Source organism: Kosakonia beeri (genome assembly GCF_054165705.1).
The window spans coordinates 4,710,013-4,725,931 of the sequence record NZ_CM135106.1; the positions used below are offsets into that span (position 1 = coordinate 4,710,013).

The window sequence follows — 15,919 nt, forward strand, 5'->3', positions numbered from 1 at the left end:
GTAGCGTCAGTAATTCACCTGAGTCGGAGAACCGCTGTCACCGCGATCGTTACGATCCGGCGTCGTTGACTGGATCGTGCTTGACTGCGTTTTGGTTGGCGGCGGGGCGGTCTTATCTGCAGGCGGGAAGTAGAGCGGCCCTTTCAGACCACAGCCCGTCAAGCTGAACAAAGTCAGCAGCACGGCGAGCGTGCGAAACACATCTTTCATTATTGGTTGCCTGTAAGTTCATCCTTTCTGCTTTCTATCATCGCAGGAGAAGACACAAAAGCAAGAGTTTGCGCGTTTAGGGCAACGGGAAATGTTTCGCGTTATACTGCTGCCATCATAAAAAACAGGAAAACAGCATGAACGACAGTGAATTTCATCGCCTCGCCGACGGCCTGTGGCTGACCATTGAAGAACGTCTTGATGACTGGGACGGTGACAGCGATATCGACTGCGAGATCAATGGCGGCGTATTAACCATCAGTTTTGAAAACGGCAGCAAAATTATCATCAATCGCCAGGAACCACTGCACCAGGTGTGGCTGGCCACCAAACAGGGCGGCTACCACTTCGATCTGAAAGGCGATGTGTGGGTTTGCGATCGCAGCGGCGAAACATTCTGGGATCTGCTGGAGCAGGCAGCAAGTCAGCAGGCGGGTGAAACAGTGAGTTTCCGCTGAGTTTATTGCCCGGTTGCCGGGCAATGTCCTTACGAGAAGTACTGCTGCAATAGCGGCGTGTCGTTATCCTGATTCGCCGGGATAGCAGTACTGATCGTCTGATTACGGAACGGAATCACCTGCGCGCGCCCTTCCACGTTCACGATCTGGTAGAACTGAGGCAGGTTGAAGTTGATAAAGCTTGAACCGTAAGTGAAGCGGTCATGGGACGATGAATAGAAACGGCTCACGTCGCGCACCAGTTCCTCTTTGCTACCTTCGCAGTGATGATAGACTTCAGCGCGGTTGCTCTCATCCAGAATATAGATGTTAAAGCCGTCTTCGCCCGTCTCTTCAAAGAAGAACTGAATGATGCCTTCGCTGGCAAAACCATCCACCACCGCTGGAAGCTGAACCTGATTGGTTTCGACCTGCACAGACAGCCCGTGCAGCTTGTTGTGCGAAATCGCGCCGTAAAATTCAATGGCGTTTTCCAGTTTCTGCACCGACACGTTCAAACGCTCGAAGAACAGGCCCCACGTCTGACCCGCGACGCGCAACGCTTTAAAACGCCCGGTCTCCTGGCGGGTACTGGAGAGACGCAGTTCAATGCATTCAGACACCAGCTGCTGCACGCGCGTACGAATCAAACCGCGCAAATGCTGGCTATAGCAGAACACTTCTACACTATCCGGTGGTGCGGCATCCTGGTGCATTTTTCCAAGAATGGTTTTCAGCGCTTCAATCATTGCCTGTTCGCCGTTGAAGTGCAGCGTACGGACTTCATTCCACGAGTTGCGATACAGCAGATCAACACTGCCTACCAGGCAGTTTTGCTGTTCACCGAAACTGAAGACATCCAGCTTACGAAAATCAAAATGCACGACCTGGTTACGGAACGCCGCTGTCGGGTCGTATTCCAGGTTGACAATAATGGCCAGATGGCGGATTTCACACGGGCTATAAAGCGCTTTCGGCGTCGGCGCAGGTAAGCGCAGCGGGAAGTGATGCGACACATCCGCCACCATTTCCTGCAGCTTCGCCAGATCAACAATGCCATTGCCTTTAATAAACAGGTGCGTACGCGAGGTCAACAACCCGTTGAACCAGGCCCAGGCCACCAGCTTATTCAGATAGCGGTTATATTCCAGCGGCTGATGGCTAACGATGGAGTCCATGTTCGGCGCACGGTTGTATAAATACCAACCTGAACGGTTTGCGCGCCCCGGCGGAACATGAATAAAGGTTAAATTCGGTTCGGAGAGATCCGGCGAGATTTGCGGATTCACCAGCGTGACTTTACCCGGCAGTGCCTCAAAGGCAGCGTACAGCTTACGGGTTAACACCCCGATATCCTGCGGACTGGCGGAAACACTCAGGTTATTACGGCGGGCAAAGCGGATCAGGTTACGGTAGCTCTGCATCATTGCATCAAGCAATTCGTTGTGCGCCTCGCGCACCTGATCGATTTTCCAGTTTGCGCGGTTATCCAGCATCGCGACCCGCGCATCGTCCCAGCCCCACTCTTTGACCAACTGCGTAATCACTTCACGACGCCAGCCCACGCAGGCGCGTTCACGGCTCAGTTTCTCGCACACTTTTAAGTAGAAACATCGACGCGCAAGATCAAGGCGGGTTGGGTCGTCTACCGCCGTCAGGTACTGGGTAACGCGCTCGAGCATCATGCAATAGTGATCGAGCCCAAAGGAGACGATTTCACCATCGTGCAGACGCTGTTTAATGTCTTTCGCCAACAAGCGGGTATTGGGATATTCCCAAGAGTAAGCTTCAAGCAGCAGTGTTTTCAAAACGGCTTTGTACGGCGAGTCGATACTTTTATATAGCTGCCACAGGCTCGCGCCGAAATACTCTTCCGCAGACAGTGTGCTTAAGCCGCCAAGGTCAAGCCACTCGTTCGGGGTTAATACCCCCTGCGCGTAAAGCGTCATCACGTAATCGTCGTAATGCTCTTCTTCATCGCCCGGCACCATATTCCACAGAATACGCTTACCCGCCAGGCGCACTGCCGTACGATAAAACTCATCCAACAACAAGATATGCTGCGTTGAACCGCAATCTTCACCACCCAGGCTACCGCTTTCGTTATGACGGAAACGGTTTTCGTCGATCAGGAAGAAGCTCACTTCCACGCCCAGCGATGCGGCCCAGCTTTCCAGCAGGCTACATTTACGCTGCAGCAGTTGACGCTCTTCGTTATCGAGCCAGGATTGGTGGCAGACCCAGATGTCCAGGTCAGAGGAGCAGCTTTGCCCGACCGAAGAAGTACTGCCCATGGAGTAGATACCCGTAATGGGCAGCTCGCCTTTCGGCGATTCCTGCGGCGGGAACCCACGATGCAGTTCAAGTTCGTTCAGGTAATGAAGTTGATTTTCATCAGGCGTGTAAAGGCAAATGCCCTGGGGAACGTTACCGTCGAGGTAACCCGGCATCAGCGGATGGTGGTAATGCAGCAATGTCGGCAGCAGACTGTATACCTGCTGAAAAGCAGGGCCCATGGCAGCAAGCGCGCGATCCACACGCAGTTGATTGATGGCATCCAGTCTCTGTTTCAGAGTCTCAATATAGAGGTACAAGACATATCGCCTGATGTTTACAGAAAATCCAAAATAGCCGTTACCGATTTTTCGCCCTTATCGCTCTCGGGGGCACAGACGAAAAAATGGTCTAAAACGTGATCAATTTAACACCTTGCTCATTGACCGTAAAGAAAGATGCGCTACATACCAGTGTAGCACCAAACGCTATCTGTAAATTCCTAATTACGGCCTGCACTGCGCCTGTATGGCGGGGCAATGCCTTTCTCTCTGCACCGATCATCCGCGAACACTGACACCCTAAGGCAACAATGTTAGGATGGTCAACGGACGATAACGACGGTAACAAGCATGTTAGACAATGTTTTAAGAATTGCCACACGACAGAGTCCCCTTGCGCTCTGGCAGGCACAATACGTTAAGGAACGCCTTGAGGCGAACCACCCCGGACTCACAGTAGAACTGGTGCCCATGGTCACACGTGGCGACGTGATCCTCGACACTCCACTTGCCAAAGTCGGCGGCAAAGGTCTGTTTGTGAAAGAACTTGAGCTGGCACTGCTTGAAAACCGCGCCGATATCGCCGTGCATTCGATGAAAGATGTGCCGGTCGACTTTCCGCAAGGGCTGGGCTTGGTGACCATTTGCGAGCGTGACGACCCCCGCGACGCCTTTGTCTCCAACCGGTATAACTCGCTGGACGATCTCCCGGTTGGCAGCGTTGTTGGTACGTCAAGTTTACGCCGTCAATGTCAGTTGGCAGCGCGACGTCCGGATCTGCAAATTCGCTCCCTGCGCGGTAATGTGGGAACACGTCTGAGCAAGCTGGATAATGGCGAGTACGATGCCATTATCCTCGCTGTTGCCGGTCTCAACCGTCTTGGACTCGCGTCCCGCATACGTGTGGCGTTACCGCCGGAAACCTCCCTGCCGGCAGTCGGTCAGGGTGCGGTCGGAATTGAGTGCCGGCTGGATGATGCACGTACGCGCGCGCTGTTGCAGCCGCTGAATCATGCCGACACGGCGGCGCGCGTTAAAGCCGAACGCGCCATGAATACCCGTCTTGAAGGCGGGTGCCAAGTGCCGATTGGCAGCTATGCTGAACTGATTGAGGGTGAAATCTGGCTGCGTGCGCTGGTGGGTGCACCGGACGGCTCCCGGATGGTACGCGGCGAGCGCCGCGGTAACCCGGCGGACGCCGAACAGTTAGGTGTCTCGCTGGCGGAAGAACTTTTGAACAATGGCGCCCGCGCCATTCTGACCGACGTCTACAACGGAGAAGCCCCCGAATGAGTATTCTGGTCACTCGCCCATCCCCCGCAGGGGAAGAATTAGTGAGCCGCTTGCGCGCACTGGGGCAGGTGGCCTGGAGCTTTCCACTTATTGAGTTTACGCCTGGTCGGGAACTCGTCTCTTTACCTAAACGACTGGCAGCCTTAACCGCCGACGACATGGTATTTGCACTGTCGCAGCAGGCGGTGACGTTTGCCCATGCGCACCTGCAGCAAGCGGGCACGCGCTTTCCTTCGCTACCGCGTTATTTCGCCATCGGGCGCAGCACCGCACTGGCGCTGCATACTGTTAGCGGGCTTGATGTGCGGTACCCTCTTGATCGGGAAACCAGCGAAGTGTTACTACAATTACCTGAATTGCAAAGTGTTCAGGGCAAGCATGCGCTAATCTTACGGGGTAACGGCGGGCGCGAAATGTTGGCAGAAACGCTGCGCGCACGGGGTGCGAAGGTGGAATTCTGCGAATGTTATCAACGCAGTGCAAAATTCTATGACGGCGCAGAAGAAGCGATGCGCTGGCATACGCGTGGGGTGACAACGCTGGTCGTCACCAGCGGCGAAATGATGCAACAGCTGTTTTCGCTTATCCCTCCCTGGTATCGGGAAAATTGGTTACTTCGCTGCCGCCTGTTGGTGGTCAGTGAACGTCTGGCGCACCTCGCCCGGGAACTGGGCTGGCAGGATATTCAGGTCGCTGACAATGCAGACAACGATGCGCTGCTTCGCGCATTACAATAACTCTCATAATGGGAAGCCATGATGACGGAACAACAACACTCCTCCGCCGCGGTTGAAGAAACCAAAACGGTCGACGGCGCAACGCCGCCGCCGCAAAAAGCAGAGAAGAGCAACGGCACAAACCGGACCAGCCTTGTACTCAGCGCCATCGCTATTGCCATTGCGCTGGCATCCGGTGCCGGGCTTTATGGTTGGGTTAAACAACAAGTTTCGACTCTGCACAGCAACAATGGCGAGATAGCCAACCAGGTTATCGCGTTGCAACAGGTGCAGGATAAACAGCGCGCTGAACTGGAAGGCATCATTAAACAGCAGGCCAGCCAGCTTGAAGATGCCAAACATCATCAGGATGCGCTCGCCAGAGAACTCGATGAAGTCCAGCGGAAAGTGGCGACCATTTCAGGTTCTGACGCAAAAACCTGGCAGCTGGCGCAGGCAGATTTCCTGGTTAAGCTTGCCGGGCGTAAGCTGTGGAGCGATCAGGATGTCACCACAGCGGCAGCGCTGTTGAAGAGTGCAGACGCAAGCCTCGCAGATATGAATGATCCCAGCCTGATCACTGCCCGCCGTGCGATTACCGTCGACATCGCCAGCCTTTCGGCCATCACCCAAGTGGATTACGACGGCGCAATCCTTAAACTGAATCAACTTTCCAACCAAATTGATAATCTACGTCTGGCGGATAACAACGATGACGACTCCCCGATGGATGCCGACAGCGGCGAGCTGTCCAGTTCCATCAGCGAATGGCGCGTAAACCTGCAGAAAAGCTGGCAGAACTTTATGGACAGCTTTATCACCATCCGCCGCCGTGATGAAACCGCCGTACCGTTATTAGCACCGAATCAGGATATCTACCTGCGCGAGAATATTCGCTCACGCCTGCTTGTCGCTGCACAGGCCGTGCCGCGTCATCAGGAAGAGACTTACAAACAAGCGCTGGATAATGTGTCTACCTGGGTACGCGCTTACTACGATACCGACGACGCCACTACCAAAGCTTTTCTGGAAGAAGTGGATAAGTTGAGCCAGCAAACCATCGCAATGGACTTGCCGGAATCACTACAAAGCCAGCCCATCCTGGAAAAACTGATGCAGACGCGCGTGCGTAATCTGTTGGCGCAACCCGCCGCTCCGTCCGATCAGGCGCCTGCCGCCGATGCTGCTGCGCAGGGAGAATAAGCATGCTGAAGGTACTGTTACTGTTTGCACTGCTGCTGGCGGGGATCGTGCTGGGTCCCATACTTGCTGGCCATCAGGGCTATGTGCTGATCCAGACGGATAATTACAACATTGAAACCAGCGTGACCGGGCTGGTGATTATTTTGGTGCTGGCATTGCTGGTTATGTTCGCGCTTGAATGGCTGCTGCGGCGGATTTTTCGCACTGGCGCACATACCCGGGGCTGGTTTGTCGGCCGTAAACGCCGCCGTGCGCGTAAACAGACCGAACTGGCGTTGCTGAAACTGGCGGAAGGCGATTATCAGCAAGTAGAGAAGCTGATGTCGAAAAATGCCGATCATGCTGAACATCCGGTGGTCAATTACCTGCTGGCAGCAGAAGCAGCCCAACAGCGTGGGGACGAAACCCGAGCGAACCAACATCTGGAGCGAGCGGCAGAACTGGCGGATAAGGATCCGATCCCGGTAGAGATTACCCGTGTTCGTCTGCAACTGGCGCGCAACGAGAATCATGCCGCACGCCACGGTGTCGATAAACTACTGGAGATCACACCGCGTCATCCCGAAGTGTTGCGTCTGGCTGAGCAGGCTTATATTCGTACCGGCGCCTGGACATCTCTGCTGGATATCATCCCTTCTATGGCTAAAGCGAATGTCGGTGATGAAGAGCATCGCGACGTGCTGCAACAGCAAGCATGGATTGGCATAATGGACCAGGCGCGCGCCGATCAGGGTAGTGAAGGCTTGCGAAACTGGTGGAAGAACCAGAGCCGCAAAACCCGCCAACAAGTCGCTTTGCAGGTCGCCATGGCCGATCATTTAATTGAATGTGACGATCATGACACGGCGCAAGCGATCATTCTTGAGGGGCTGAAACGCCAGTATGATGATCGTCTGGTGCTGGTGATCCCGCGTCTGAGAACCAACAATCCGCAGCAAATCGAGAAGGTTCTGCGTCAGCAGATCAAAACGCAGGGCGATCGCCCGCTGTTGTGGAGTACGCTCGGCCAGTCTTTGATGAAGCATGGCGAGTGGCAGGAAGCGACGCTGGCCTTCCGCGCGGCGCTGAAACAGCGTCCGGATGCGTTTGACTACGCCTGGCTGGCTGATTGCCTCGATCGTTTGCATCAACCAGAGGAAGCCGCCACTATGCGTCGTGATGGCCTGCTACTGACCCTGCAAAACAACCCACCGCAATAAACCCGCCCATAAAAAAACGCCAGTCCGGTATCCGGGCTGGCGTTAAAACAGGTCTGTTTGACAACAAATGGGTGCTTCACTCAACGTTATGTCCATGGTGTTTGATGAGGCCGAAGCGACATCTGTCTGTGGACGATAAGCACCGTAAACGGCTCTGCATCATTCCTGAGTTTATGAAGCCAGAAGGCGAGCATAAGAGATGGAATGAGCATCTACCCAGATATTATTGCACATAGCGTGCCAGATCTGCATTAATAAATGTTAACCCGCGCAATCTTTTAAATAATCAGCCATTTTGCCCACCTTACTTATCCGCAGACATTACCGAAGAACAAAATTCAGCGTCTAGACAGCCTGAACTGTCGCTCAGTCACGACAGTTGCCGCATCATTCATGCAATTTAATGATTATCAATGGGTTAAATGTCGCTTTTCAACGACGCAGAGGGGGCCGATTGTCGCTTATCAGCAACAGCCGAAAGAAAACAGTGAGAAAGGGGATTATCAGGAAATCAGAAAACAAAAAACCCCGCTAAAAGCGGGGTTCAAAAGTGGTCGGCGAGAGAGGATTCGAACCTCCGACCCACTGGTCCCAAACCAGTTGCGCTACCAAGCTGCGCTACTCGCCGATGTACTGCTTTTTGAATTTTTTGTTCAATCTAAGTTGTGGTGCGAGGGGGGGGACTTGAACCCCCACGTCCGTAAGGACACTAACACCTGAAGCTAGCGCGTCTACCAATTCCGCCACCTTCGCATTCCACGAAACTTTTACTGCTAAATAATGGGGTGGCTAATGGGACTCGAACCCACGACAACTGGAATCACAATCCAGGGCTCTACCAACTGAGCTATAGCCACCACTGTAAATCTTTTCACGCGGTACCGTGATATTTCACGAACCACCGCAGCTCAAGCGCCGGGTTTAAATGGCGCGCCCGACAGGATTCGAACCTGAGACCTCTGCCTCCGGAGGGCAGCGCTCTATCCAGCTGAGCTACGGGCGCGTAGCGCCGTTGCGGGGGTGGATAGTACGGACTTCGGGCGCGGCTGTCTAGTGCTTTTTTGAAGAAAATGCGCGTTTGGTTATGCTTTGCGCATTTTGCCTCTTATTCACTCACTCCTTGCGTTACAGCATGTCGATTAAGACGAAATACCTTATAGGCCATCGTCACAGCAGCAAGGAAGATAACACCTACAAACAGCGACATACGCGTGTCATCGTTAAAGCCCATCCCAATCAATACGCACACCAGGAACGCCATGGTGAGCCAGTTCGCCCATGGGAACAGCATTGAGCGGAACGGATGGCTGGCAATCGCCTCTTTGTGCGCCTTACGAAAACGCAACTGGCTAATCAGAATCACAAACCACGGCACCATACCCGGCAGCACGCTGGCGCTATAGACATAAACGAAGACGCGCTGCGGATTCGGAATGATGTAGTTCAGACAGGAGCCGATCAGCAGGATAACGATAGAAATCGTCACGCCTACCGCCGGAACACCGCTTTTAGAGACTCTCGCCACGGCAGCAGGCAGTTGGCGGTTTTTCGCCAGCGCATACAGCATACGACCACAGCTATACATCCCGCTGTTACAGCCGGACAGCGCCGCCGTCAGCACCACAAAGTTAATGATTCCTGCCGCAGCCGTAATGCCAATCTTCGCAAAGGTCAGCACAAAGGGGCTACCATTGGTGCCAATTTCATTCCATGGAAAGATGGTGACGATCACGAAAATCGCACCCACGTAGAAAATCAGGATGCGCCACAATACCTTGCTGACTGCGCTACGCAACGTGACTTGCGGATTTTTCGCTTCACCGGCAGTGATACCAATCAGTTCAACGCCCTGATAGGACGCAACCACAATACAGAGCGCGGTTAAGAAGCCTTTCCAGCCGCCTGCAAAAAAGCCGCCATGCTCGGTCAGATTACTAAAACCAATTGAATGCCCGCCGTTGCCAAATCCAAAGAAGATCACGCCCAGCCCCACCACAATCATCACAATGATGGTGGTCACTTTGATCATCGCAAACCAGAATTCGATTTCGCCGTACAGGCGCACCGCAGCAAGATTGGCCAGCGCCACCAGCGCCACCGCAATAAGCGCGGGTATCCATTGGGCAAGATCCGGGAACCAGAACTGGACATACACGCCAATGGCGGTAATTTCCGAAATGCCGACAGCCATCCACATAAACCAGTAGGACCACGCCGTCAGATAACCAAAAAACGGGCTCATATAGCGGTGCGCATAAACAGCGAAAGAACCGGCTACCGGCTCAAGGAATAGCATTTCGCCCATCGAGCGCATGATAAAGAAGACGAAAAGACCGGCAATAATGTATGCCAGCAATACTGACGGACCTGCCCATTTCAGCGTACTGGCCGCGCCCATAAAAAGGCCCACGCCGATAGTGCCGCCAAGGGCAATTAATTCGATATGTCGAGACTCCAGCCCGCGCTGAAGCTCTGGTTTGTTGTCAGCCATAAATCCTCTGTTGTGTTTGCTTCTTTCTTTACCCGCTTTGCGGGTTATTGTTATGAGTTTTCTCTCAGTTCATAACAGACCATGCGGCACCGACCAGAAACGGGTTGGCGCAAAAAACACCACGGCACTGCAATGAGTGAGCGAATGGTTTCTTAAAACGGAGGAAATGGCAAATGATGTATAAAAAAAATCAATGTAATGCGCAATAAAACAGCAGAAGAAAATAAAAAGGCAGCGCATTGCGCCGCCCGGGTTAATTAGAGTTTTCCGCTGTAGTGCCAGCGTAAATAGCGCAACAACCGCAACTGCCGCTCCAGGCGCGTCGGCTGAGACAACAACCGGTACAACCACTCGAGGCCCAGCTTCTGCCAGATCTTCGGCGCGCGTTTAACATGGCCTGTAAAGACGTCATACGTCCCGCCAACGCCCATATACAGGGCATCAGGATAAACCACACGGCAATCACGCATCAGGATCTCCTGTTTTGGCGACCCCATGGCCACGGTGACAATTTTTGCCCCACTGTCGCGGATACGCTCAAACAAAGCCTGCCGTTGTGACGGTTCGAAGTAACCACTCTGGCTACCGACAATGTTCACTTGCCATTGCGCACGCAGTTTCTGCTCAGTCTGCGCTAACACGTCCGGTTTACCACCCACCAGAAACACCGGTGTCGCATTCTCGCCTGCACGCTGCATCAGTTTTTCCCACAGATCGGCGCCCGCAACCCGCGACACGCGCGCCTGAGGAAACTTCTTGCGCAGGGAACGTACCACGCTGATACCGTCGGCATATTTAAACTCTGCCGCCTCAATCAGGGCGCGGACCTGGGCATCATCTTCCAGCGTCAGCATCTTTTCGGCGTTAATGGCGACCAGCGTACCCTGTTTTATGTCGCCATCCGCATAGAGATAATCCAGCGCGTGTTGCATATCGCGCCAGCCAATCAGTTTCAGACCACGCAGGTCATACAGCGGCGCTGCCGTCTTGTCCGTCATGTTTATCCTTTACACCTGGGAGAGAGGTTTGGCCGCGCTATCGCCGCGTTTATGTATCAGACCGGCGCTATCAAACAACCAGTACAGTAACTTCGCCAGCAGCAGACAGAAGCCAAAGATGACGAGGAAGAACACAACGCGAGAAACAAAAGAGTCCAGCCCTTCACGCGCCAGCACAATCATGTTGAAAATGGCCCCAAAGCAGAAGCTGTGCAGAATAGCGGCTTTATAGCGATTCGTTTCCTGGTTGCCCAACATGTACAACCAGTCGAACCATTTAATAATAAGCCCGACCACAACTGCACCGAGCGGAATGAATGACGCACCGCCCATCACTACCAGCGACCCGATCAGCGTGGGCGAGATCGCCAGGCCAGAGTGGTTATTGAGCACTTCCCAGGTAAAATAATTCGCCGTGTTCAGGACAATACTCGGGCGCGATGGCCACAACCAGCTCGGGATAAAGACATAAAAATCGCGCACAATCGGTGCCAGCCCCTGAAAGGCAATCTTGTCGTAGTTTTGCAGCAGCAGCGATAAGTTCTCCCATGGCGAGAAGGTATCGCGCGTCAGGTACAGGAAGGTATAAAACGCTTCATCGCCGCTGACATTAAGGCCATAGCGCTTAATTGCCAGCCAGAACATCCCTACGATGCCAAACACCCCCGCCGCCGCCAGCATCCATAGTGAAATCCAGCCACGAATAATGCCGATAAACAAAAATATTGCGAAGGCGATAATGATATTTGCGCGGGTACCCCCAACGATCATGTACGTCAGCAGGCCAAACGCAACCGTGCTGACGAGGAAGAAAATCCACGCCTGCGCGCTCTGGCGCAGAAAATAGATCACCAGCATCGCAGGAATAAAGAAGTAGAAGAAGCGCTTAAGTGCCACCCCGGAAACTTCGCTGGAAAAGATCTGGCTGTACGATTGCAGGCGGAACAACAGAAAACCGTTGTGCATAAAGAAAATGGTCACGCTTACCAGCGCGATAGCCATCAGCATGACCCACGTCAGGTTGGCTTCCACCCGATTGATGGTGAACAGCGGACGCCGGATACCCTGCTCCGCTCGCTTACGCAGCCGCGTTTTGTACGTGACATAGTAGATGGCATAGAAGCAGGTCGCGGCCAGAAGTGACTGCATCATCACGCCTGGCGGCGCAACGCCTACATTGAAACGGAAAACCAACACACTGGTCAGCGGGAAACCGAAGAAAAACGTCAGCAAAAAGAGCAACGAAAAAAAGACATTAAAATTAAAGCGCACCCGACGAAACTCGAACCAAGTCAACGTGGCGATAAACAGCGCCCCCAATAGCCAGATGACAAACAGACCGCAAAACTCCAGTGGGCTCATTCGGCATTCCCCGCAGCAATACGCAGCGCTTTATGCCACGGTGCAATAAAGTTCGGGCTGAAGAACGTAATGGCATTTTTATCTACCGCCACGAGCTGCCGCCGGGCTTCACGCACTACCGATACGTTCAGCGTATCCGTGGTAAAGAGCACCGGAATATCCTCGGCCACCATATCCCGCCAGAAAGGATTTTCCCGGTTCAGTACGCAGGGCACGCCAGCCTGAATCAGTAAGCAAAGCGTGCCGATCCCCTGCTGGCGGGCAAAGATAAAATATCCCAGGTCGCACTGCGCCAGCAGATCGAGGTAGTCATCAAACGCCATTTTCTCACTGAGAATGCGCAAATTATCAGCGCTGAAAAGCGCCAGCCCGGCACTACGCACCGCCTCAATATAGTTGCGGTTATTCGCCGGATACCCCATCGGTACAATAATATTGACGGTATCGCCAAACTGACGGTGAATAGCCTGCAACGCCGCAATATGGTCGTTACTGGGATCGCCGGAGTTGCCGACGAGGATCGTCAGCTTGCCCTCGCGGTGCAGTTCATGCGCCATGGTGTTGAGCGCCGGATCCATACGGGTCGGGAAATAGAGCAACTCGCCACGCACCGACGGGTTACGCTTGCCAAACCACGCCAAATCGCCACGGGTGGCAAAAATGCAACCAACGCGACGCTGAGCCAGCCGACGCAGCGGGTAAAAGAGACGGAACTTGACGCTACGTGACACTTCGTACAGATCGGCACCCCAGGCATGCCAGTAAAACTGATCGGGCCTGATAGCGCCCGTCAGCAGCGCCAGCCATATACCAAAATTGAATTGCCCGTGGAAAAAGAAACGCTGTTGGCGTTGTGCTTTCGCTTTAGCGATAACAGCCTGCGCCAACGCTTTTTTGCCCGGATAAAAATGCAGGCTCAGTGCCGGATATTCCGCGCTTTGCCCGTTGTCACGCCCGACAATCATAAACTCGCGAGCGTGCACGCTCGTGGCTGCCAGCGTGTCGTTAAAGAACCGCAGCACAGTCTGATTATGGTGTGGGATATCCGATCCCAGTACGTGAATGAGTGTAGTCATGCCTTCTTACGCCAAATCCAAAACACGCCACAACAGAGGGCGAAATAAATAACATACGTGGCCATATAGGCCTGCGCCGCACCGGCAGCGCCATGCGCAGGAATTAACCAGCGCGAGAAGAGTATCAGCAACGTAAACTGGCTGATTTCCGCCAGGATATAAAAACGTAACGAGGCTTTCGCGACAACCAGGTAACCAAATACGTAAGCGCCCACTTTCAATACATCGCCGACCAGCTGCCAGGCAAAAAGGTCGCGCATGGCGATAAACTGGCTGGAAAACAGTAACCAAATGGCAACGTCGCGCAGTAACCACACCGCCAGACTGACTGCCGCCACCGCCGGCAACACAAAGCGCAGCGATTTTACGATTTCGCGGGAGATCTCCTGCTTTGTCGCCAGCCTCGATAAAGTAGGCAGCAAATAAACGCTAAACGAAGCCGTAATAAATTGTAGATACGCATCGGAGATGCTGCTTACCCCCTGCCATATCCCCACGTCATTCCAGCTATAGTGCGCTGCCAGCTGGTTTCGCATTAACACGTACGCCAGCGGCATCGTAAACGAGGTAATCAGCGCCATCAGCGTAAATTTGCTCAGTTGCCCCGCCAGCAGCTTATCCCACTGTGGTTTAAAAAACCGCAGCGGCACCGTGCCGCGCCGCAGAAGCATCGCTAACGCCGGGATCACCACCAGTGCCGGAACCAACGCAAGGCCGAGCAGCGCGCCCTGATAGCCCCCGAGCCTGAAGCACAGATACCACGCCAGCACGCCAATTACGCTACCGATGATTAATGACAACGCATTACTCACCGCATCGCGAAAGCCTTTCATCACCGCCAGCAGCAAGTTCGCCCAGGCAATGCCCATCTGCACCAGTGCAACCAGACGAACCAGTCCCTGATAATGCGTATGGCCAAATAACCCCTGACTTATAGGCGCTGCGGCAAAGACAAACACCAGCGCCAGCAGCGTAGAGAACGCGAGCACCATAGCTGATGAGGTGCCAACCACAACCCGTAACCGGTCTGGATCGTCGTGATGCTGGGCAACGAACTTCGTCACACCGTTAAAAATGCCGGCGCCCGCCAGCACACCCAGAACCGTAATCAACTGGCGGAAATTGCCCGCCTGCCCGACGCCCGATGGCCCAAAGGCCACGGCCAGCAGTTTGACCACCAGCAAGCCCGCGCCAATTTTGACTAACGTGCTTGCGGCAGTCCATACCGATGCTTTTGCCAGTGACATATCAGCTGAAATAACTCAGCAGTGTGCTGATTACCGTGCGCTGATTAACCGGCGACAGGTTGTAGAACAGGGGCAAGCGAAGCAAACGCTCACTTTCCTGTGTGGTGTAGCGATCTTCACCACGGAATTCGCCGAACTGCTCGCCCGCCGGGGAAGCATGGAGCGGGATATAGTGGAACACAGCAAGAATTTCGGCCTCTTTCAGGAACGCAATCAGCTTGCTGCGATCGGCTTCGTCGCGCAGTTTGATATAGAACATGTGCGCATTGTGGGCGCAGTCTGCTGGCACAGAAGGTAATTCAATACGCCCGGCACGCGCCAGCGGCTTCAGCGCATCATAATAGGTTTGCCACAACGACAGACGTTGCTGATTAATGCGATCCGCCGCTTCCAGTTGCGCCCACAGATACGCAGCCTGCAGATCCGCCATCAGGTAACTCGAGCCGATATCGCGCCAGGTGTATTTATCCACCTGGCCACGGAAGAACTGGCTGCGATTGGTCCCTTTCTCGCGGATAATTTCCGCACGTTCCACCAGGGCACGATCGTTAATCAGTGTCGCGCCACCTTCACCGCCAGCGGTGTAGTTTTTGGTTTCATGAAAACTAAAGCATCCAATATGCCCGATAGTACCGAGCGCGCGGCCTTTGTAGGTCGACATAACGCCCTGCGCGGCATCTTCAACGACATACAAATTGTGGCGTTTTGCTATCGCCATGATGGTGTCCATTTCGCAGGCCACCCCGGCGTAATGCACGGGCACAATCACCTTTGTCTTCGCAGTAATTGCGGCTTCAATGCAGTTTTCATCAATGTTCAGGGTATCCGGGCGGATATCAACAAAGACGATTTTCGCACCACGCAGCACAAAAGCATTCGCCGTGGAGACAAAGGTGTAACTCGGCATAATCACTTCATCGCCGGGCTGGATGTCGAGAAGCAGTGCAGCCATCTCAAGCGAGGCGGTACAGGAAGGTGTCAATAACACTTTGGCGCTGTGAAAACGCTGCTCCATCCACTGCTGGCAACGACGGGTAAAACCGCCATCGCCGCATAGCTTGCCGCTACCCATCGCCGACTGCATGTAGTCGAGTTCCGTTCCTACCACCGGTGGTGCGTTGAAGGGGATCAT

At 53.9% G+C, this 15,919-nt stretch carries 13 protein-coding genes and 4 tRNA genes; 5 read left to right on the forward strand and 12 right to left on the reverse strand.

Translation table 11 applies throughout. The annotated features are described in order from the left end of the window. Positions 1-6 precede the first annotated feature (6 nt). Entirely contained in the window at positions 7-210 is a 204-nt protein-coding gene (gene lptM, locus ACUY4S_RS22275; RefSeq protein ID WP_458023180.1) for an LPS translocon maturation chaperone LptM, read from the reverse strand. A gap of 137 nt (positions 211-347) precedes the next feature. Here lptM and cyaY point away from each other — a divergent pair, with 137 nt between their 5' ends. Then, entirely contained in the window at positions 348-668 is a 321-nt protein-coding gene (cyaY, locus tag ACUY4S_RS22280) for an iron donor protein CyaY (protein ID WP_458023181.1), read from the forward strand. A 29-nt stretch (positions 669-697) separates the two neighbouring features. On the opposite strand, the gene cyaA is transcribed toward cyaY, so the two are convergent. Beyond that, positions 698-3,241: a class I adenylate cyclase gene (gene cyaA, locus ACUY4S_RS22285; protein WP_458023182.1), complete on the reverse strand. Its 2,544-nt coding sequence runs from the start codon at positions 3,239-3,241 to the stop codon at positions 698-700. Positions 3,242-3,553: 312 nt separating this feature from the next. On the opposite strand from cyaA, the gene hemC reads away from it, so the two are divergent. From hemC to hemY, 4 genes are read left to right on the forward strand one after another with little or no spacing between them, the layout of a single operon-like run. Then, positions 3,554-4,495, forward strand: a complete 942-nt coding sequence (gene hemC / locus ACUY4S_RS22290; RefSeq protein ID WP_458023183.1) for a hydroxymethylbilane synthase — start codon at positions 3,554-3,556, stop codon at positions 4,493-4,495. After that, on the forward strand, positions 4,492-5,232 hold the full coding sequence (gene hemD, locus ACUY4S_RS22295) for a uroporphyrinogen-III synthase (protein ID WP_458023184.1): 741 nt from the start codon (positions 4,492-4,494) through the stop codon (positions 5,230-5,232). The genes hemC and hemD overlap by 4 nt, the downstream gene beginning before the upstream one ends. Before the next feature lie 21 nt (positions 5,233-5,253). Further along, entirely contained in the window at positions 5,254-6,414 is a 1,161-nt protein-coding gene (gene hemX, locus ACUY4S_RS22300) for a uroporphyrinogen-III C-methyltransferase (protein WP_458023196.1), read from the forward strand. A 2-nt stretch (positions 6,415-6,416) separates the two neighbouring features. Next, the gene (gene hemY / locus ACUY4S_RS22305) at positions 6,417-7,613 is read left to right on the forward strand and encodes a protoheme IX biogenesis protein HemY (RefSeq protein WP_458023185.1); all 1,197 of its coding nucleotides are present in this window, start codon (positions 6,417-6,419) and stop codon (positions 7,611-7,613) included. Positions 7,614-8,164: 551 nt separating this feature from the next. On the opposite strand, the gene ACUY4S_RS22310 is transcribed toward hemY, so the two are convergent. The 10 genes from ACUY4S_RS22310 to rffA all read right to left on the reverse strand — a co-directional run bounded on the left by ACUY4S_RS22310 (position 8,165) and on the right by rffA (position 15,919). After that, positions 8,165-8,241, reverse strand: a tRNA-Pro gene (locus ACUY4S_RS22310). A 38-nt stretch (positions 8,242-8,279) separates the two neighbouring features. After that, a tRNA-Leu gene (locus ACUY4S_RS22315) sits at positions 8,280-8,366 on the reverse strand. A 28-nt stretch (positions 8,367-8,394) separates the two neighbouring features. Then, positions 8,395-8,470: transfer RNA gene (locus ACUY4S_RS22320), tRNA-His, on the reverse strand. A gap of 69 nt (positions 8,471-8,539) precedes the next feature. Then, a tRNA-Arg gene (locus tag ACUY4S_RS22325) sits at positions 8,540-8,616 on the reverse strand. A gap of 102 nt (positions 8,617-8,718) precedes the next feature. Further along, positions 8,719-10,104, reverse strand: coding sequence for a bifunctional threonine/serine APC transporter ThrP (gene thrP, locus ACUY4S_RS22330; protein WP_458023186.1), 1,386 nt, complete (start codon positions 10,102-10,104; stop codon positions 8,719-8,721). 257 nt (positions 10,105-10,361) lie between these two features. Beyond that, complete coding sequence (gene wecG / locus ACUY4S_RS22335) at positions 10,362-11,102, reverse strand: lipopolysaccharide N-acetylmannosaminouronosyltransferase (protein WP_312692936.1); 741 nt, start codon at positions 11,100-11,102, stop codon at positions 10,362-10,364. A gap of 9 nt (positions 11,103-11,111) precedes the next feature. Beyond that, the gene (wzyE, locus tag ACUY4S_RS22340) at positions 11,112-12,464 is read right to left on the reverse strand and encodes an ECA oligosaccharide polymerase (protein ID WP_312692938.1); all 1,353 of its coding nucleotides are present in this window, start codon (positions 12,462-12,464) and stop codon (positions 11,112-11,114) included. Beyond that, positions 12,461-13,540 (reverse strand): TDP-N-acetylfucosamine:lipid II N-acetylfucosaminyltransferase, encoded by a 1,080-nt coding sequence (locus ACUY4S_RS22345; protein ID WP_458023187.1) that lies wholly within the window; start codon positions 13,538-13,540, stop codon positions 12,461-12,463. The genes wzyE and ACUY4S_RS22345 overlap by 4 nt, the downstream gene beginning before the upstream one ends. After that, entirely contained in the window at positions 13,537-14,787 is a 1,251-nt protein-coding gene (gene wzxE, locus ACUY4S_RS22350; protein WP_458023188.1) for a lipid III flippase WzxE, read from the reverse strand. Before wzxE ends, ACUY4S_RS22345 begins: the two co-directional genes overlap by 4 nt. Position 14,788: 1 nt before the next feature. Then, a complete protein-coding gene (gene rffA, locus ACUY4S_RS22355) occupies positions 14,789-15,919 on the reverse strand; it encodes a dTDP-4-amino-4,6-dideoxygalactose transaminase (protein WP_312692944.1) in 1,131 nt (376 codons plus the stop codon).